The sequence below is a fragment of the Nocardia sp. NPDC050712 genome (assembly GCF_040654295.1).
Taxonomy (GTDB): Bacteria; Actinomycetota; Actinomycetes; order Mycobacteriales; family Mycobacteriaceae; genus Nocardia.
This window is the reverse complement of the sequence record NZ_JBFAHT010000001.1, coordinates 981,728-999,481: the sequence shown is the minus strand read 5'-3', so window position 1 is coordinate 999,481 and position 17,754 is coordinate 981,728. Positions and strand designations below refer to the sequence as shown.

Here is a 17,754-nt window from a genome sequence, read left to right as displayed (position 1 = left end):
TCTCGCTGATGACCCCGCCCCTTCCGGTGCTGTACTGGTGAAATCGGGACGACGGTACATTGTCCAAGGCAATCGAGACTACCGAGCAGACAAGGACCGGCACACATGGCGGCGCAGGAGCCGGAGAGCCAGACATCCGAGACCGGCGGCGAAGAGCAGGCGAAGCCCGCGGCCCCGGCGTCCGAGGAGGACCGCTCCCACACCTACCCGCCCGCCCTCGTCGCAACCGCTGTCGCGTTGCCGATCATGCTGGTCGTCGGCGTGCTGGTGGCCGCGGTGCTGGCCGCGCGCGGCCCGGCCGACCGCGAGCCGCTGGTGCTCGGCCCGGTCCCCGCTCCCGCCGCCGACGGTCCCGCCTGCACCGCACTGCTGCCGGTGCTCCCGGCCGACCTCGGCGACTACACCCACGCCCAGCTCGTCGACCCGCAACCGCCCGGCACCCGGGCCTGGCAGCGCTCCGACGGCGGCGACCCGATCGTGCTGCGCTGCGGCCTGGACCGCCCGCTCGACTTCAACCGCGCCTCGGGATTGCAGATCGTCAACGGCGTGCAGTGGTTCGAGGCCCGCGACCAGGTCGCCAAGACCAGCACCTGGTTCGCGGTCGACCGGGAAACCTATGTGGCGCTGACGGTTCCGGACGGTTCCGGGCCGACACCGCTGCAAGGGGTGTCGGACAGCATCAAGCAGGCGATGCCGGAGCGGCCGATCGATCCGGGCCCGCTGCCGAACTAGCGCAGGCCGGTGCCGCGGGCGATCGCGGTCTCGATCAGGGTGGAAATCAGGGTGGTGTAGTCGATTCCGGTCGCCTCCCACATACGCGGGTACAGCGAGATCGAGGTGAACCCCGGCATCGTGTTGATCTCGTTGATCACCGGACCGTCGGCGGTGACGAAGAAGTCGACCCGCGCCAGGCCCTGGCAGTCCAGCGCCTGGAACGCGCGGACCGCGAGTTCGCGGATCTGATCGGAGACCTCGTCGTCCAGCTTGGCCGGCACATCGAAATCGCAGACGTCGTCGATGTATTTGGTGTCGAAGTCGTAGAACTGCGGCGCCGCCGCGTCCGCCTCGGGCATGAGGATCTCGGCGACGACGCTGGCCTCGATCCGGCCGTCCGGGAACTCCAGCACCGCGCACTCGACCTCGCGCCCGACGATGCCCGCCTCGATGATCACCTTCGGATCGTGCTGGCGCGCAAGCTCGATCGCGCCCTCCAGATCGTCCCAGTCGGTCACCTTGGTGATGCCGATGGAGGAACCGGCCCGCGCCGGTTTGACGAACACCGGCAGCCCGAGCCGGTCGCGCTCGGTCTCGGTCAGCGTCTTCGTGCCGGGCCGCAGCACCACCTGCACGCCGACCGGTAAGCCCTCGGCGGCGAACAGCTTCTTGGTGAATTCCTTGTCCATGCCCGCGGCGCTGGCCAGCACGCCCGGCCCCACATAGGGCACGCCGGTCAATTCGAGCATGCCCTGCAACGTCCCGTCCTCACCGAAGGGGCCGTGCAGGATCGGGAAAACCACGTCCACCGCGCCGAGTTCGGCGATCGGCGCGTCGTCCAGGGCGACCAGCTGACCCGCCCGGTTGGGGTCGGTGGTCAGGGTGAGCGCGGTGCCCGCGGCGTTCACCGACGGCAGCGCGGTGTTGCCGCTCGCGTCCGGCAGGCCCATCGCCGCGACCTCGGCGCCGCCCAGCACCCAACTGCCTTCGCGGGTGATGCCGATCGGCACCGCCTCGTACTTCTCCGGATCCAGATTGCGCAGCACACTGCCGGCCGACCGGCACGACACGGCGTGCTCGTTGCTGCGCCCGCCGAAGACCACAGCCACCCTGATCCGGTTCGTCATGGCTGGAACCGTACCCGGTCAGGGCCGCCGTAACCCTCCTGGCCCAGGCGATTAACGCTCCGGTTTGATCTGCCTGCCGAGCAGATTCCCGACCGCCTCGGCCACCGACACACCTCCGTGACACACCTGGTGCACGGCATTCGTCAGCGGCATCTCCACCCGATGCACTTCGGCCAGCGCGCGCACCGATGTGCAGGACTTCACACCCTCGGCGACCTGCCCATGAGTGGCCTCCTGGGCCGCCTCCATCGACTTGCCCTGACCGAGCACGTATCCGAAGGAATAGTTGCGCGAGTCCGCGGACGTACAGGTGGCGACCAGGTCGCCGACGCCGGCCAGGCCGGCCAGGGTCACCGGGTCCGCGCCGACCGCCACCCCGAGCCGCATCACCTCGGCCAGACCGCGGGTGATCAGGCTGGCCCGGGTGTTGTAGCCCAGGCCCATGCCGGAGGCGATGCCGGTCGCGATCGCGATGACGTTCTTGCAGGCGCCGCCGATCTCCGCGCCGATCACGTCGGTGTTGGTATAGGGCCGGAAGTATCCGGTGGCGCAGGCGTGCTGCACCGCGGCCGCGCGCTCGGCGTCGGAGCAGGCGACCACCGCGGCCGCGGGCTGACCGGCCGCGATCTCGCCGGCCAGGTTCGGGCCCGACAGCACCGCGATCCGGCTCGGGTCGTAGCCGGTGACCTCCTCGATGACCTGGCTCATCCGCAGCAGGGTGCCGGTCTCGATGCCCTTGGCCAGGCTCAGCAGGGTGGCGTCCTGACCCGAAACCGCCCGGTCCAGCGCGACGTTCCACTTCTCGAGATTTGCCCGCAGAGTCTGAGACGGAACCGCCAGTACCACGATCTCGGCGCCGTCCAGCGCGGCCTCGTGATCGGCGGTCGCCGCGACCGGGGGCAGCTGGACGTCGGTGAGATAGGACGGGTTGCGGTGTGTGGTGGCCAGTGTCTCGGCCACCTCGGGGCGGCGCGCCCAGATCGTCACCTCCGTGCCCGCGTCCGCCAATACCTTCGCGAACGCGGTACCCCACGATCCCGCGCCCATTACTGCCGCCCTTGTCATCTGCTCAATATGCCATGGGGGCGGGCATGGAAGGATTGGCCGCATGCGTCCGCACGCCGTGCACGCCGTGATCGCCGTGAAGAACCTCGATCTGGCCAAGAGCCGTCTGGCCGAGCACCTGCGCCCCGAGCATCGGGCGCGCCTGGTGCTGGCGATGCTGGCCGACACCGTGACCGCCGCGGCGGCGGTGCCGCGGGTCGGCTCGGTCACCGTCGTCACCCCGGATCCCACGGTCGCGGGCCTGGCCCGCTCGCTCGGCGCGGTCGTGCATCCGGAACCGAGCACGGCCACCGATCTGAACAGCGCGCTGGCCGCCGCGGCCACGACGCTGCGCGAGTCCCACGGGCCGGTGGAGCTGCTCGCGCTGCAGGCCGACCTGCCCGCGCTGTGCCCGGCCGAACTCGCCGACATGCTCGCGGTCGCGCCCGCCGGCAAACGCTCGGTGGTCGTCGACCACGCGGGCACCGGCACCGCCGCGCTGTTCGTCGGCGACGGCACCCTGGCCCTGGATCCGCGGTTCGGCCCGGATTCGGCGCGCGCGCACCGCGCGGCCGGCGCGGTCGACCTGGACGGTGACTGGCCAGGGCTACGTCTGGATGTCGACACCGCGGCCGACCTCGACGCCGCCGTCGCGTTGGGTGCGGGTCCGGCGACACGTGCTCTCCTGCGCGAAATCAGCTGGTCGACCGGGGTTCACGAAGCCGTTCGCCGGGTGTGCTAGTCGATCGCCGGCGGTGGTGAGACTCACTGCATTGGCGGGTGTCGGCCTGCGCGCAGCGCCCGAAGTGAGGGATGATCGTGGGCGTGAGTGATACGGAAATCGTCAAGCAGCAGTTGCTGCCGACGCCCCCGCCGGCCGCCACGCCGCTGTCGGCCGACCCTGAGGCGCAGCGGTTGCCCCGTGATCGCTACCTCAACCGCGAACTGAGCTGGTTGGACTTCAACGCCCGGGTGCTCGCCCTGGCCGAGGACGCCTCGCTGCCCCTGCTGGAGCGGGCGAAGTTCCTGGCGATCTTCGCCTCCAACCTCGACGAGTTCTACATGGTGCGCGTCGCGGGCCTCAAGCGCCGCGCCGAGACCGGCCTGACCGTCCGCTCGGCCGACGGCCGCTCGCCCAGCGAGCAGCTCGAGCTGATCGCGACCCGCGCCCAGGAGATCGCGGACCGGCACGCCCGGGTCTTCATGAACTCGGTGCTGCCCGCGCTGACCGACGAGGGCATCGCGATCATCGACTGGTCGGATCTGGACGAGGACGAGCGCCGGCGACTATCGGGACATTTCCAGGACCAGGTCTTCCCGGTGCTGACCCCGCTCGCGGTGGATCCGGCCCACCCGTTCCCCTACATCAGCGGCCTGAGCCTCAATCTGGCCGTCACGGTGAAGGATTCGGCGACCGGCGGCGAGCACTTCGCCCGCGTCAAGGTCCCCGACAACGTGGACCGCTTCGTGCGCGTCCGGCGCACCGAATCCGGTTCCCCCATCGCGGCTTTCCTGCCGATGGAAGCGCTCATCGCCGCGCACCTGGATCTGCTGTTTCCCGGAATGGAAGTGGTGGAACACCATTCGTTCCGGATCACCCGCAACGCCGATTTCGAGGTCGACGAGGACCGCGACGAGGACCTGTTGCAGGCGCTGGAACGCGAACTGGCTCGCAGACGCTTCGGATCACCTGTCCGCCTGGAGGTTTCCGATGACATGACCGAGCACATGCTCGATCTGCTGTTGCGCGAGCTCGACGTCGATCCCGGTGACGTCATCCAGGTGCCCGGCCTGCTCGACCTGTCCTGCCTGTGGCAGGTCTACGGCGTCGATCGGCCCAATCTCAAGGATTTCCCCTACGTTCCGGCCACCCCGCCCGCCTTCGGCGAACGCGAGACCCCGCGCAATGTGTTCGCGGCGCTGCGCGAGGGCGACGTCCTGGTGCACCATCCCTACGATTCCTTCTCCACCAGCGTGCAGCGCTTCATCGAGCAGGCCGCCGCCGACCCGCAGGTGCTGGCCATCAAGCAGACGCTGTACCGCACCTCCGGCGACTCCCCCATCGTCAACGCGCTGATCGACGCGGCCGAGGCCGGCAAGCAGGTGGTGGCGCTGGTCGAGATCAAGGCCCGCTTCGACGAGCAGGCCAACATCAAATGGGCCCGGGCGCTGGAACAGGCGGGCGTGCACGTGGTCTACGGCTTGATCGGCCTGAAGACGCACTGCAAGACCTGCCTGGTGGTGCGGCGCGAGGGCGCGACCATCCGCCGCTACTGCCATATCGGCACCGGCAACTACAACCCGAAGACCGCGCGGCTCTACGAGGACGTCGGATTGCTCACCGCCGCACCGGAAATCGGCGCCGACCTGACCGACCTGTTCAATTCGCTGACCGGTTACTCGCGCAAGGCGAACTATCGAAATCTGCTGGTCGCACCACAGGGTGTGCGCCAGGGGATCATCGAGCGAATCGAACGTGAGACCGAATCGGCGCGGCAGGGCAAGCCGGCCCGAATCCGGCTGAAGGCCAACGCGATCGTCGACGAGCAGATTATCGACGCGCTGTACCGGGCCTCCCAGGCGGGCGTGCCGGTGCAGATCGTGGTGCGCGGCATCTGCGGCCTGCGCCCCGGCGTGCCGGGGATGAGCGACAACATCGAGGTGCGCTCGATTCTCGGCCGCTTCCTGGAGCATTCGCGGGTCATGCACTTCCAGGCCCAGGACGAGTACTGGATCGGCAGCGCCGACATGATGCACCGCAACCTGGACCGGCGGGTGGAAGTCATGGCGCAGGTGAAGGATCCGCGCCTGACCGAACAGCTCGCGGGCGTATTCGACTCGGCGTTGAATCCGGAGACCCGCTGCTGGGTACTCCAATCCGATGGCAGCTGGCACGCCTGGCCGACCGGAGTCGGCGACGACTCCGAGGACGTGCGGGTGCGTGACCACCAAGAATTCCTGATGCGATTGCGGAGACCTGATCAGCGGTGAAGGATTCGACCGGATACGAAGAGAACAGCAAGCCGTTCTGGGATCCCCGGGTACACGCCAACATTCACGCCGCGGGCGCGGTGCTGTGGCGGCGAGCGGATTCCGGCGCGGTGGAGATCGCCGTGGTACACCGTCCGAAGTACATGGACTGGTCACTGCCCAAGGGCAAGCTCGATCCCGGTGAGACCCCGGTGATCGCGGCGGTGCGCGAGGTCGGCGAGGAGACCGGGCTGGACTGCCGGCTCGGCCGCTATCTCGGGCACGTCACCTACCCGGTGCCGGGCCATCGCAAGCTCAAGCGAGTGGACTACTGGGCCGCCGAGGTGGCGGGCGGCGCCTTCACCGCCAATTCCGAAGTGGACCAGCTCAGTTGGTACACCCTGGACAAGGTGCAGGATCAGCTGTCCTATCCGATGGACCGGCAGGTGCTGCGCGCGTTCATCCGGCTGCCCGCGCGCACCAGCACGCTGGTGCTGGTGCGGCACGCGAAGGCCGGGCAGCGTGGCCGTTTCGACGGGCCCGACGCCGAACGCCCGCTGGAGCGGGCCGGTCAGGCGCAGGCCCACGGCCTGGTCCCGAACCTGTTGGCGTTCGGCGCATCCGAGGTCTTCGCCGCCGATCCGGCGCGCTGCGTGCAGACCGTGCAGCCGCTGGCCGAGAAGCTGGGCGTGCCAATAACTCTGGAACCCCTGCTGTCCGAAACAGGTTATGCCGCAGACCCGGACGCGGCCCGAGCCCGAATGGTCGGTCTTGTTTCAGATTCCGCGGTGCGCGTTGTGTGCAGTCAGGGCAAGGTGATTCCCGATCTACTGGCCTGGTGGGCCGAGCGTGACGGCATCGCACTGCCCTCGGCGCGCAATCGCAAGGGCAGCGCCTGGGTGCTCTCGTTCGTCGACGGGAAGCTGGTGGCCGCCGATCATATGGACCGCACACTGTCGACCGGCATCGTGAAGTCCGACGCCGCAAGCTGATTCGAGTTCATACTTACAAAACGAAAGCGGCCCCGAGGGAGAACCCCAGGGCCGCTTTCAGTCGGTGCAGCGGGTGATTCGACTGCGTTGACAGCGAATTACCCAGCGGCGCAGTCGGAACCGCGCCGCATATGTTTTGAACGGTATTGCGTTGCCGCCAGTCCGTAAGGACTAGCGAGCGCGACGCGCAGTGACCTTCTTGGCGGTGGTCTTCTTCGCGGGCGCCTTCTTGGCGGCGGTCTTCTTGGCGGCGACCGTCTTCTTGGCCGCAACCGTCTTCTTGGCCGGAGCGGCCTTCTTGACGACGGCCTTGGTGGTGGTCTTCTTGGCCGGAGCCTTCTTCGCCGCCGTCTTGGTGGCGGTCGCCTTGCGGGCAGCCGTCTTGGCCGGTGCCTTCTTGGCGGCCGTCTTCTTGGCCGGGCCGGTGGTCTTCTTGGCGGTGGTCTTCTTGGCCGCCGTCTTCTTGGCCGCCTTCTTCGCCGCCACAGGCGCATTCACGCCGCGCTTGACCGCCGGGCCGCTCGCCGCGAGCTTCTGCTTACCCGCGATGACGGCCTTGAACTGGGCACCGGGACGGAACGCGGGCACCGAAGTCGGCTTAACCTTCACGGTTTCACCGGTGCGCGGGTTCCGGGCCACACGAGCCGCACGCTTGCGCTGTTCGAACACACCGAAACCGGTGATGGTGACGCTCTGGCCTTTGTGAACCGCGCGAACGATGGTGTCGACAACATGCTCGACTGCCGCGGTAGCCGTGCGCCTGTCCGTACCCAACTTTTCGGTCAGAACGTCGATCAGTTCCGCCTTGTTCATTGAATCCTCCGCAGACTAATGGCCCGTCGTCGGACCGACTAGGTACCACGGTAAACCCACATTGGGCAAGAGTCTATGTGCCACGCCAAAATTCATCGTGGTTTAGCACACGTCTAGCTACCCTCTCCCGTGGTACCCAGCTATCTGTCCGGTGTGATTACGCCTGCGAAATACGTGCCGGGAGCGTGACGGGCTTCCAAGCCGGCCTTGAGTTTTCGAACTCGGTGATGACCTCGCTACGCCGTAGCGTCAGCCCGATGTCGTCCAATCCTTCCAGCAGACGCCACCGCGTGTAGTCATCAATATCGAACGGCAACACGACCGTTCCGGCGGTTACGGTGCGGGATCGGAGGTCAACTACCAATTCGAGGCCGGGCTGTTCCTCGATCAACTTCCAGAGCATTTCGACATCATTCTGTGACATCTGCGCGGCCAACAGGCCGCCCTTACCGGCATTGCCCCGGAAGATGTCGGCGAAGCGCGACGAGATGACCACCCGAAAGCCGTAGTCGGACAGCGCCCACACAGCGTGCTCACGGGAGGAACCGGTGCCGAAATCCGGACCGGCGACCAGCACACTGCCGTGTTTGTAAGGCTCGGTGTTGAGAATGAAGTCCGGATCCGAGCGCCAGGCCGCGAACAGCCCGTCCTCGAATCCGGTGCGAGTCACCCGCTTCAGGTAGACGGCCGGGATGATCTGGTCGGTGTCGACGTTGGAGCGGCGCAGCGGCACTCCGACGCCCTGGTGGACGGTGAAGGCTTCCATGAGATTCTCCTGTTCGAGTAGGGTTTCGCGCCCGGTCAGACCAGATCCGCAGGCGAGGACAGCGTTCCGCGGACCGCCGTCGCGGCCGCTACGAGCGGGGAAACCAGGTGCGTACGGCCGCCTTTGCCCTGCCTGCCCTCGAAGTTGCGGTTGGACGTGGAAGCGCAGCGCTGGCCCGGTTCGAGCTGATCGGGGTTCATTCCCAAGCACATCGAGCAGCCCGCCTGGCGCCATTCGGCGCCCGCGGCGGTGAAAATCTCGCCGAGTCCTTCTTTTTCCGCCTGTGCGCGCACCCGCATGGACCCCGGTACGACCAGCATTCGGACCCCGTCGGCGACCTTGCGGCCCTCCAAAATCCCGGCCACCGCGCGCAAATCCTCGATGCGCCCGTTGGTGCAGGAACCGACGAATACGGTGTCCACCGAGACCTCGCGCAGCGGCATACCCGGCGTCAAATCCATGTACCGGAGTGCTTTCTCCGCCGACTCGCGTGCCGTCTCGTCGGCGATCTCGGCCGGATTCGGCACGGTGGTGCCCAGCGGCGCGCCCTGACCGGGGTTCGTGCCCCAGGTGACGAACGGCGTCAGCGCGCTGCCGTCGATGTGCACCTCATGATCGAAAACGGCGCCCTCGTCGGTCTTCAGCGCCTCCCAGGCGGTCACAGCGGCATCCCAGTCATCGCCCTCGGGTGCGTGCGGGCGACCCTTCAGGAATTCATAGGTGATTTCGTCCGGCGCGATCATGCCGGCGCGCGCGCCCGCCTCGATCGACATGTTGCAGATCGTCATTCGGGCCTCCATCGACATGGCCCGAATCGCCTCGCCGCGGTACTCCAGCACGTAACCCTGGCCGCCACCGGTGCCGATCTTGGCGATGACGGCCAGGATCAGGTCCTTGCTCGTCACGCCGGGCGGCAGGTCGCCGTCCACGGTGATCGCCATGGTCTTGAACGGGCGCAGCGAGAGCGTCTGGGTGGCAAGCACATGCTCGACCTCGGAGGTGCCGATACCCATGGCCAGCGCGCCGAACGCGCCGTGGGTGGAGGTGTGGCTGTCGCCGCAGACCACCGTCGTGCCGGGCTGGGTCAGGCCCAGCTGCGGGCCCACCACGTGCACGATGCCCTGATCGAGATCGCCCATCGGGTGCAGGCGCACGCCGAATTCCGCGCAATTGCGCCGCAGCGTCTCGACCTGGGTGCGCGAAATCGGGTCCGCGATCGGCTTGTCGATATCGGTGGTGGGGACGTTGTGGTCCTCGGTGGCGATGGTGAGATCCGGGCGGCGCACCGGGCGGCCGGCGGCGCGCAGGCCGTCGAAGGCCTGCGGGCTGGTCACCTCGTGCACCAGGTGCAGATCGATGTAGATCAGATCCGGTTCCCGGGCTTCGCCTTCGCCTTCGCCACGGAAAACGACGTGCTGCTCCCACACTTTTTCGGCCAGTGTGCGTGGGCGGTCGGCCATGTTCGATCACCTTTCCGACGAGCGACCGTCCGTCCGCGATCAGGGCTGAATGCGCGGGGCGGCGGCCGCCGAGAGTTGTGGATAACCGCGACACCGGAGTCCTGTGATCACCCCAGGGTTGACCATCTCAACATCCGAGACGCTAATATCGTTCTATGAGACAGCATAGCGGCATCGGCGTTCTCGACAAAGCAGTGGCGGTGCTCTACGCCGTCGCCGAGCACCCCTGCGGTCTCAACGAGCTGTGCACCCGCACCGGCCTGCCCCGCGCCACCGCGCACCGGCTGGCGGTCGGGCTGGAGGTGCACCGTTTGCTGGCCCGTGACAGCAACGGGCTCTGGCGGCCGGGCCCGGCGCTGGCCGAGCTCGCCGCGGGCGCCTCCGATCCGCTCCAGGAGGCCGCGTCGGCCATCCTGCCGCGGCTGCGCGAGATCACCGGCGAGAGCGTGCAGATCTATGTGCGCGACGGCCACTCCCGGGTCTGCATCGCCTCGATGGAACCGCCGGTCGGCCTGCGCGACACCGTGCCCGTCGGCGCCCGGCTGCCGCTCACCGCCGGCTCGGCCGCCAAGGTGTTGCTCGCCTGGGCCGATCCGGAGTTGCAGCGCACCATCCTGGCCGACGCCGTGTTCGGCGAGCGTGCCCTGGCCGAGGTCCGCAAGCGCGGCTGGGCGCAGAGCGCGGCCGAGCGCGCCGCCGGTGTGGCCAGCGTCTCCGCGCCGGTGCGCGACAGCGGCGGCACCATCGTCGCGGCCGTCTCGGTATCCGGACCCATCGACCGCATGGGCCGGCGCCCCGGCGCCCGCTGGGCCGCCGATCTGGTCGCCGCCGCCGAGGCTTTGCACAAACGTCTGTAACGCGTTCTAGGGGTGGGGCTCTACAGTTGGGCCATGGGAGTGAACCAACGGGCGCAGATCACCATGTCCGAGACCGAGATCGCCGAGTTCCTGCAGCGCAGCCGGGTCGCGACGCTGGCCACCATCAGCGCGCACGGCACACCACATCTGACCGCGATGTGGTACGCCCTGATCGACGGCGAGATCTGGTTCGAGACGAAGGCCAAGTCGCAGAAGGCCGTCAACCTGCGCCGGAATCCGCACGTCACCGTGATGATCGAAGCCGGCGACACCTACGACCAGCTGCGCGGCGTCTCGTTCGAAGGCACCGCCGAGATCGTCGACGACGCCGACAAACTGTTCGCCGTGGGCATCAGCGTCTGGGAGCGCTACTCCGGCCCCTACAGCGAGGAAATGCGCCCCTTCGTCGAGCAGATGCTGCACAAGCGCGTCGCCGTCCGCATCGTCCCCGGCCGCACCCGCTCCTGGGACCACCGCAAACTCGGCCTGCCCGCCATCCCCCGCGGTGGCAGCACCGCCGAACCCCTGGACTGACTCCGCCGCAAAGCGGAATGACATCGCCACAGCGGCCGGTATAGCGTTCTGTAGTTCGTAGAGGTCGACGAGGAGGAGCAGGCGATGGCGGAATCGGATAGTTCGGGTAGTAGCGCCGACGAGGTGAAGCGCAAGTTCCGCGAGGCGCTGGAGCGCAAGAAGTCCCAGAACGCCCAGTCGAACGACCATCTGGATGGCCGCTCGAAGGCCTCCGGAGCCCACAGCAACGCCAGCCACAAGCGCGAATTCCGCCGCAAGAGCGGATAGAAAGACCCGAAAAAGGCCCTCTCACAAGCGTGAGAGGGCCTTTTTCATGCCACGTCACCAAGAGCCGACGACCACCATGTGTCACATCACAAGAGATGGGGGGTCCGGGGGGCGAAGCCCCGCCGGCTGGGGCCTGGGGGCTCGGCCCCCAGAAAACCTTGCGAAACAAGAAAAGGCCCGCGCTCTTTGCGAGCACGAGCCTTCTATCTTGTGTAGCCCCGACGGGATTCGAACCCGCGCTACCGCCTTGAGAGGGCGGCGTCCTAGGCCGCTAGACGACGGGGCCAGGACTGATCTCTCACGTTTCCGTGATGACCAACCGTGTGATCTCCAGAGGTTCAATCTGGTGATCGTTGGAAGCTCGGTTAGCTTAGCTGACCGGAGCTCGGCGACCAAATCGCCAGATGCTGAACAACTTTCGGTCGCGAACCGAGAGAAGAACAACATTCTCCAGCTGGGGTACCAGGACTCGAACCTAGAATGGCTGAACCAGAATCAGCTGTGTTGCCAATTACACCATACCCCAATGACCAGAACGCTTGACCCCACCGTCTGGGTGACTGTGAGGCCGTGTTCCGAACGAGGAGAAGACTACCAAACCCCTCCCGGTAAACTACAAATCGCCTGGTCAAAGCCCTGTTTTTTGCCGAATTACACCGTTGTGGCCCAGTTTCGGGCGGCCCGCAGGCGCTCCAGCGTGACCTCTCGGCCCAGCAGTTCCAGCGACTCGTAGAGCGGCGGGCTGATGTGCGAACCCGTCACCCCGACCCGCACCGGCGCGAACGCCTTGCGCGGCTTGAGGCCCAAATCCTCGATGAGCGCCGTTTTCAGCGCCTCCTCGATAGCCGGAGTGGTCCACTCGGTCAACGGCTCCAGCGCCGCGATGGCGGCATCCAGAACGGGATCGGCCTCGGCGCCGAGATTCTTCGCACCCGCCGCCGGATCGATAGCGAATTCCGCCGGTGAAACGAAAAGGAATCGCAGCAGATCCCAGGCATCACCGAGAACGACGATGCGGGTTTGCACCAACTCCGCCGCCTCCGCGAACGTCTTCTCGTCGACCTCGGCACCGATATGGCCCTGACCGGTAAGGAACTCACGGAGTCGGCGCGCGAAATCGCCGGGTTCCAGCAATCGGATGTGCTCGGCGTTGAGCGCGTCCGCCTTCTTCTGATCGAATCGGGCCGGATTGGAATTGACCTTCGTAATATCGAATGCCTCGACCATCTCCGTCATAGAGAACACGTCGTGATCGTCGGAGATACCCCAGCCGAGTAGTGCGAGGTAATTCAGCAAACCTTCGGGGATGAATCCGCGATCGCGATGGGCGAACAGATTCGACTCCGGATCGCGCTTCGAGAGCTTCTTGTTCCCGGCGCCCATCACGAACGGCAGATGACCGAACTCGGGAGTGAACTCGGCCACCCCGATACGTTGCAGTGCGGCGTAAAGCGCGAGTTGCCGGGGCGTGGAGGACAGCAAATCCTCGCCGCGCAACACGTGAGTGATCTTCATCAACGCGTCGTCCACCGGATTGACCAGCGTATAAAGCGGCTCACCGGTGCCGCGGGTGAGCGCGAAGTCGGGCACGGTGCCGGCCTTGGCGCCGGTCTCGCCGCGCACCAGGTCGTGCCATGTCAGGTCGGTGTCGGGCATGCGCAGCCGGATCACCGCGGGGCGGCCACCGTCGCGGTACGCCTGGATCTGCTCGGCGGTGAGATCGCGGTCGTAGTTGTCGTACCCGAGTTTGGGGTCGCGACCGGCCGCCTTGTGCCGCGCCTCGACTTCCTCAGGGGTGGAGAAGGATTCGTAGGCCTCGCCGGCCTCGACCAGTTTGCGCACCACGTCGAGATGCAGATCACGCCGCTGCGACTGCCGGTACGGCTCGTACGGGCCGCCGACCTCCGGGCCCTCGTCCCAGGTCAGGCCGAGCCAGCGCAGCGCGTCCAGCAGCGACTGGTAGGACTCCTCGGAATCGCGTGCGGCGTCGGTGTCTTCGATGCGGAAGACGAAGGTGCCGCCGGTGTGGCGCGCGTAGGCCCAGTTGAACAGGGCGGTCCGGATCAGGCCGACGTGCGGGGTTCCGGTGGGTGACGGGCAGAAACGGACGCGGACGTCGGTCATGGGCTCTCTTTCGCGATCAGCGCTTGGCGGCAACGGGATTGGTGAGGGTGCCGAGCCCCTCGACGGTGATGGACACCTGCTGGCCGTCCTTCATCGGGCCGACGCCCTCGGGGGTGCCGGTCAGGATGACATCGCCCGGCAGCAGGGTCATCACTGTGGATACCCATTCGATGAGCTTCGGAATGTCGTGCAGCAGAAGCGAAGTGCGGCTGCGCTGTTTCACTTCACCGTCGAGCTCGGTGACGATCTCCACATCCGTTGCGTCCAGCGCGGTTTCGATCCACGGGCCGAGCGGGCAGAAGGTGTCGTAGCCCTTGCCGCGGGTCCACTGGCCGTCCTGACGCTGCTGATCGCGGGCGGTCACGTCGTTGGCGACGGTGTAGCCCAGGATCACATCCTGGGCGCGGGCGGCGGGCACGTCCTTGCACGGGCGGCCGATGACCACGGCCAGTTCGCCCTCGTAGTCCACCTGAGAAGAGCTGGGCGGGAGAACGATCGGGGCGTTCGGGCCGATGATGGCGGTGCTCGGCTTCATGAAGATGACCGGCTCCGCCGGCGCGGGGCCGCCCATTTCCGCGGCGTGCGCGGCGTAATTCTTGCCGATGCAGATCACCTTGCTGGCCAGGATCGGCGCCAGCAGGCGGACATCGGCCAGCGGCCAGCTCCGTCCGGTGAAGGTGGGGTTCCCGAACGGGTGTTCCGCGATTTCCTTGGCGATGGTGTCGCTTCCTTGCCCGTCGATGCTGACGAACGCGACCCCATCGGGACTTGCAACTCGACCTAGGCGCATGTCCGGCAGTCTATCGACCAGCGTCGACCTGCCCGAATGGGGCCGAGAGCAGGGCGCTTGCGGCGCGGCCGGGCCATCTGAAACCGGTTACGGCCGAACCTGTTCCCGCGCCGGGCGGTGGCTGTCGCGGGGTGTGACAAGTACGACAGCCGGGGTGGGGAACGAATTCGGGGGGTCAGGTGTAGCGTGTCGTTTGCAAGTTCACACAGTGGGACTCAGTTCCCATATTATGAGATGACGAGGTGAGGCCGATGGCTACCATGACCGAGATCCGCGAGGCTCGACGGTGGTCCATGCTCGGCCTCGGCGTCTTCGCCCAGGCCTCGAGCTCGGTCTTCATCCACGGCGTGCCCTTCCTGCTGCCGGCGCTGACCGCGGGTGGGATGTCGCTGCCGACGGCGGGGCTGCTGGTGGCGATGCCGACCGTCGGCCTGGTCTGCACCCTGATCGCCTGGGGCTACGTGGTCGACCGGATCGGCGAGCGCAAGGTCCTGATCGGCGGCCCCCTGCTGATGTGCGCCGCCGGCGTCGCGGCGGCCATGACGCACAACGACATCGCCCTGGGCGCACTACTGTTCGCCGGCGGCGTCGGCGCGGCGAGTACCAACGGCGCGAGCGGGCGGGTGATCGTCGGCTGGTTCCCGCCGGAGCGGCGCGGGCTGGCCATGGGCATCCGGCAGACCGCGCAGCCGCTGGGCGTGGGCGTCGGCGCGCTGACGATTCCCGCGGTCGCGGCCGAATACGGCGTCGCGGCGGCCATTCTGGTGCCCGCCGCGATGGCCGGGGTCGCCGCCCTGGGCTGCCTGGCCGGCATCGTCGACCCGCCCCGGCCGAAGCTCTCCGAAGCCGATCCGGCGTTGCGCGCCAACCCCTATCGCGGAGATTCCACGCTGTGGCGGATCCACGCGGTGTCGGTGCTGCTGGTCGTTCCGCAGGCCACCGTCTGGACTTTCGCGCTGCTGTGGCTGCACACCGACCTGGGCTGGTCGCTGGCCGCCGCCGGTCTGCTGGTGACGTTCACCCAGATCCTGGGCGCGCTCGGGCGCATCGGCGCGGGCGCGTGGTCGGACCGTGTCGGCAGCCGGATGGGTCCGCTGCGCACCGTCGCGATCGCGGCCGTGATCTCGATGGCCGCACTGGGATTGGCCGCGTGGACGCAATGGTGGTGGGCGGCGGTGCCGCTGCTGGTCGCCGCCTCCGTCATCACCGTGTCCGACAACGGGCTGGCCTTCACGGCGGTCGCCGAGATCGCCGGACCCTACTGGAGCGGCCGCGGCCTGGGCGTCCAGAACACCGGCCAGAACCTGATGGTCGCCGCCGTCCCACCGGTTTTCGGCGCTCTGATCACCGCCACCGGCTTCCCCGCCGCCTACCTGGCGGCCGCCGCCCTGGCGGTTGTCGCGGTGCCGCTGGTGCCCCGGGATCGGGCGCAGCGCTGAGCCCTGCTTCGGACGCGCCACCCGGTCGGTCGCGAAAGCGGTTGGCCGGGAGGCGCGTCGGCTGACAGGATCGGTCGGGTGGAGGAGTACGCACAGATCGTCGACAAGGTTCGAGGCGCGCTGCTGGGCGGGGCCGTGGGGGATGCGCTCGGGTGGCCGATCGAATTCCTGGCGCTGGAGGTGATACGCGAGGAGTACGGCGGCGCGGGCGTCACGGGGTTCCTGCCGGGACGGTCTGTGCCGCACGGGATCACCGACGACACCCAGATGACGTTGTTCACCACCGAAGGGCTGCTGCGGTGCCCGCCCGGCCGCGATCCGGTACCGGCGCTGCGCCGTGCCTACCTGCGCTGGCTGGACACACAGCAGAAATCCGGCCCCGGCCCGACGCCCGACGGCTGGCTGGCTTCCCAGTACTTCCTCTACGCCGTGCGCGCGCCGGGCAATGCCTGCATGAGCGGACTGCGCACGCAGCGCAAGGATTACGCGACGCCGGTGCCGCTGGGCAAACCCGGCAAGGTCAACAGCGACTCCAAAGGCTGTGGCACGGTGATGCGTTCGGCACCGTTCGGACTGGCCGGTTTCGGCCCCGACATCGCGTTCAACTCCGCGGCCCGCGCCGCGCAACTGACCCACGGCCACCCCACCGGCTACCTCGCCGCCGGCGCCTTCGCCGCCCTGCTCGACCGCGTCCTCGGCGGGCTCGACCTGCGAACCGCGTTGCACCGGACCATCGCTCAATTGGGCGAGATGCCGAGCAGCGCGGAAACCATTGCCGCACTGGAGACCGCGATTCGGCTCGCCGACTCCGCCGCACCTATCCCGGAAACGGTCCAACAGGTGGGCGCGGGCTGGATCGCCGAGGAATGCCTGGCGATCGCCGTGTACTGCGCGCTGGCGACCGACGATGTGCGTGCCGCCCTGCTCCTTTCGGTGAACCACTCCGGCGACTCGGACTCCACCGGCGCCGTCGCGGGCAACCTGCTCGGCGCCGTCCACGGCCTGCACGCCCTGCCCATGGACTGGGTCGCCGATATCGAGGGCCGCGACGTCATCCTCCAGGTAGCCGACGATCTCGTCGTCAACTTCGGCTACCGCGATCGCACCCGCCTCGCCGAGCGCTATCCCTTGGACGAGACGGCCTAACCGCTCCCCATCGATGTAAAGCCAGCCTTGACAGCGCTTGGATGTCAAGGCAGCCTTTACGTATGACCGAAGAACAGCACCCTGACCCCCAGGACGAACGAGCGACCCTCGGAACGCTGTTGTCCACCAACGCCGAACTCGTCGTCGAAGTCCTGCACCCCGCCGCGGGCGAACCGAAGGTCCCGGTCCTGGCCGCCCTCACCGCCACCCGCAACCTGAGCCGCCTGGTCGACGACATCCTGCACACCCTGGCCCGCCAGGCCCGCGAAGAAGGCCACACCTGGGCCGAACTCGGCGACCTCCTCGGCACCTCCCGCCAAGCCGCCTTCCAACGCTTCAGCGGCCCCATGCCCCCACTCACCCCCTACCCCCACCCCCCGATGCCACCGTTCCCCCCGACTCCCCGTGGCACCCATACCCCACCGTTCCCACCGCCCCCGCCGGGTCCACCCTTCCCGCCAACTCCGCCGGGCGCGCAGACCCCGCCTTTCCCGCCAACGCCGCCGGGTACGCAAACCCCACCCAACCCACCCACACCTCCAGGTCCACAACCGCCGCCATTTCCCCCGACCTCGCGAGGCGGGCAAGTCCCACCCTTCCCGCCAACGCCGCCGAGCCCAGAACCCCCGCGTTAGCCGCCGACCTCACCGGACACCCGCCGACCCCCGGCATGCCACCCATCCTGAATCCCTTTTCCCGACAAGGAGATAA

Annotated in this window: 17 protein-coding genes and 2 tRNA genes; 9 read left to right on the top strand and 10 right to left on the bottom strand. The window is 67.8% G+C overall.

Annotation, left to right across the window (positions count from 1 at the left end; translation table 11 throughout):
• The first annotated feature begins 105 nt into the window (after nt 1-105).
• Nucleotides 106-732 (top strand): DUF3515 domain-containing protein, encoded by a 627-nt coding sequence (locus AB0H76_RS04775; protein ID WP_357317418.1) that lies wholly within the window; start codon nt 106-108, stop codon nt 730-732.
• On the opposite strand, the gene AB0H76_RS04770 is transcribed toward AB0H76_RS04775, so the two are convergent.
• Both AB0H76_RS04770 and AB0H76_RS04765 read right to left on the bottom strand, forming a co-directional pair.
• Nucleotides 729-1,841 (bottom strand): D-alanine--D-alanine ligase family protein, encoded by a 1,113-nt coding sequence (locus AB0H76_RS04770; RefSeq protein ID WP_357317415.1) that lies wholly within the window; start codon nt 1,839-1,841, stop codon nt 729-731. The genes AB0H76_RS04775 and AB0H76_RS04770 overlap by 4 nt on opposite strands.
• Before the next feature lie 51 nt (nt 1,842-1,892).
• Nucleotides 1,893-2,906 carry an NAD(P)H-dependent glycerol-3-phosphate dehydrogenase gene (locus AB0H76_RS04765; protein WP_357317413.1) on the bottom strand — a complete coding sequence of 338 codons (1,014 nt, stop codon included), beginning with the start codon at nt 2,904-2,906 and terminating at the stop codon, nt 1,893-1,895.
• Between the two features lie 43 nt (nt 2,907-2,949).
• Between AB0H76_RS04765 and cofC the strand changes: the two genes are divergently transcribed.
• The 3 genes from cofC to AB0H76_RS04750 all read left to right on the top strand — a co-directional run bounded on the left by cofC (nt 2,950) and on the right by AB0H76_RS04750 (nt 6,847).
• Nucleotides 2,950-3,627, top strand: coding sequence for a 2-phospho-L-lactate guanylyltransferase (gene cofC, locus AB0H76_RS04760; protein WP_357317410.1), 678 nt, complete (start codon nt 2,950-2,952; stop codon nt 3,625-3,627).
• A 71-nt stretch (nt 3,628-3,698) separates the two neighbouring features.
• A complete protein-coding gene (locus AB0H76_RS04755; RefSeq protein WP_357317407.1) occupies nt 3,699-5,876 on the top strand; it encodes an RNA degradosome polyphosphate kinase in 2,178 nt (725 codons plus the stop codon).
• Nucleotides 5,873-6,847, top strand: a complete 975-nt coding sequence (locus AB0H76_RS04750) for an NUDIX hydrolase (RefSeq protein ID WP_357317404.1) — start codon at nt 5,873-5,875, stop codon at nt 6,845-6,847. The genes AB0H76_RS04755 and AB0H76_RS04750 overlap by 4 nt, the downstream gene beginning before the upstream one ends.
• 171 nt (nt 6,848-7,018) lie before the next feature.
• Here AB0H76_RS04750 and AB0H76_RS04745 read toward each other — a convergent pair whose 3' ends face one another.
• The 3 genes from AB0H76_RS04745 to leuC form a co-directional block, all read right to left on the bottom strand.
• Nucleotides 7,019-7,660, bottom strand: coding sequence for an HU family DNA-binding protein (locus AB0H76_RS04745; protein WP_357317402.1), 642 nt, complete (start codon nt 7,658-7,660; stop codon nt 7,019-7,021).
• 157 nt (nt 7,661-7,817) lie between these two features.
• Nucleotides 7,818-8,426 (bottom strand): 3-isopropylmalate dehydratase small subunit, encoded by a 609-nt coding sequence (gene leuD, locus AB0H76_RS04740; protein WP_357317399.1) that lies wholly within the window; start codon nt 8,424-8,426, stop codon nt 7,818-7,820.
• 35 nt (nt 8,427-8,461) lie between these two features.
• Nucleotides 8,462-9,886: a 3-isopropylmalate dehydratase large subunit gene (leuC, locus tag AB0H76_RS04735; RefSeq protein WP_357317396.1), complete on the bottom strand. Its 1,425-nt coding sequence runs from the start codon at nt 9,884-9,886 to the stop codon at nt 8,462-8,464.
• Between the two features lie 155 nt (nt 9,887-10,041).
• Here leuC and AB0H76_RS04730 point away from each other — a divergent pair, with 155 nt between their 5' ends.
• From AB0H76_RS04730 to AB0H76_RS04720, 3 genes are all read left to right on the top strand, one after another.
• Complete coding sequence (locus AB0H76_RS04730; RefSeq protein ID WP_357317393.1) at nt 10,042-10,743, top strand: IclR family transcriptional regulator; 702 nt, start codon at nt 10,042-10,044, stop codon at nt 10,741-10,743.
• 33 nt (nt 10,744-10,776) lie between these two features.
• On the top strand, nt 10,777-11,277 hold the full coding sequence (locus AB0H76_RS04725) for a PPOX class F420-dependent oxidoreductase (protein WP_357317390.1): 501 nt from the start codon (nt 10,777-10,779) through the stop codon (nt 11,275-11,277).
• A gap of 84 nt (nt 11,278-11,361) precedes the next feature.
• Nucleotides 11,362-11,544, top strand: coding sequence for a DUF5302 domain-containing protein (locus AB0H76_RS04720; protein ID WP_357317387.1), 183 nt, complete (start codon nt 11,362-11,364; stop codon nt 11,542-11,544).
• Nucleotides 11,545-11,757: 213 nt separating this feature from the next.
• On the opposite strand, the gene AB0H76_RS04715 is transcribed toward AB0H76_RS04720, so the two are convergent.
• The 4 genes from AB0H76_RS04715 to AB0H76_RS04700 all read right to left on the bottom strand — a co-directional run bounded on the left by AB0H76_RS04715 (nt 11,758) and on the right by AB0H76_RS04700 (nt 14,458).
• Nucleotides 11,758-11,830 (bottom strand) — tRNA-Glu (locus tag AB0H76_RS04715).
• Between the two features lie 168 nt (nt 11,831-11,998).
• Nucleotides 11,999-12,070: transfer RNA gene (locus AB0H76_RS04710), tRNA-Gln, on the bottom strand.
• A gap of 125 nt (nt 12,071-12,195) precedes the next feature.
• Nucleotides 12,196-13,668, bottom strand: coding sequence for a glutamate--tRNA ligase (gene gltX / locus AB0H76_RS04705; protein ID WP_357317384.1), 1,473 nt, complete (start codon nt 13,666-13,668; stop codon nt 12,196-12,198).
• A gap of 16 nt (nt 13,669-13,684) precedes the next feature.
• Nucleotides 13,685-14,458, bottom strand: a complete 774-nt coding sequence (locus AB0H76_RS04700) for a fumarylacetoacetate hydrolase family protein (RefSeq protein ID WP_357317381.1) — start codon at nt 14,456-14,458, stop codon at nt 13,685-13,687.
• A gap of 251 nt (nt 14,459-14,709) precedes the next feature.
• On the opposite strand from AB0H76_RS04700, the gene AB0H76_RS04695 reads away from it, so the two are divergent.
• Nucleotides 14,710-15,897: an MFS transporter gene (locus tag AB0H76_RS04695; protein WP_357317378.1), complete on the top strand. Its 1,188-nt coding sequence runs from the start codon at nt 14,710-14,712 to the stop codon at nt 15,895-15,897.
• 78 nt (nt 15,898-15,975) lie between these two features.
• Nucleotides 15,976-17,043 (top strand): ADP-ribosylglycohydrolase family protein, encoded by a 1,068-nt coding sequence (locus tag AB0H76_RS04690; protein ID WP_357317375.1) that lies wholly within the window; start codon nt 15,976-15,978, stop codon nt 17,041-17,043.
• A 56-nt stretch (nt 17,044-17,099) separates the two neighbouring features.
• On the opposite strand, the gene AB0H76_RS04685 is transcribed toward AB0H76_RS04690, so the two are convergent.
• Nucleotides 17,100-17,363, bottom strand: coding sequence for a hypothetical protein (locus AB0H76_RS04685; RefSeq protein WP_357317372.1), 264 nt, complete (start codon nt 17,361-17,363; stop codon nt 17,100-17,102).
• Nucleotides 17,364-17,754 lie beyond the last annotated feature (391 nt).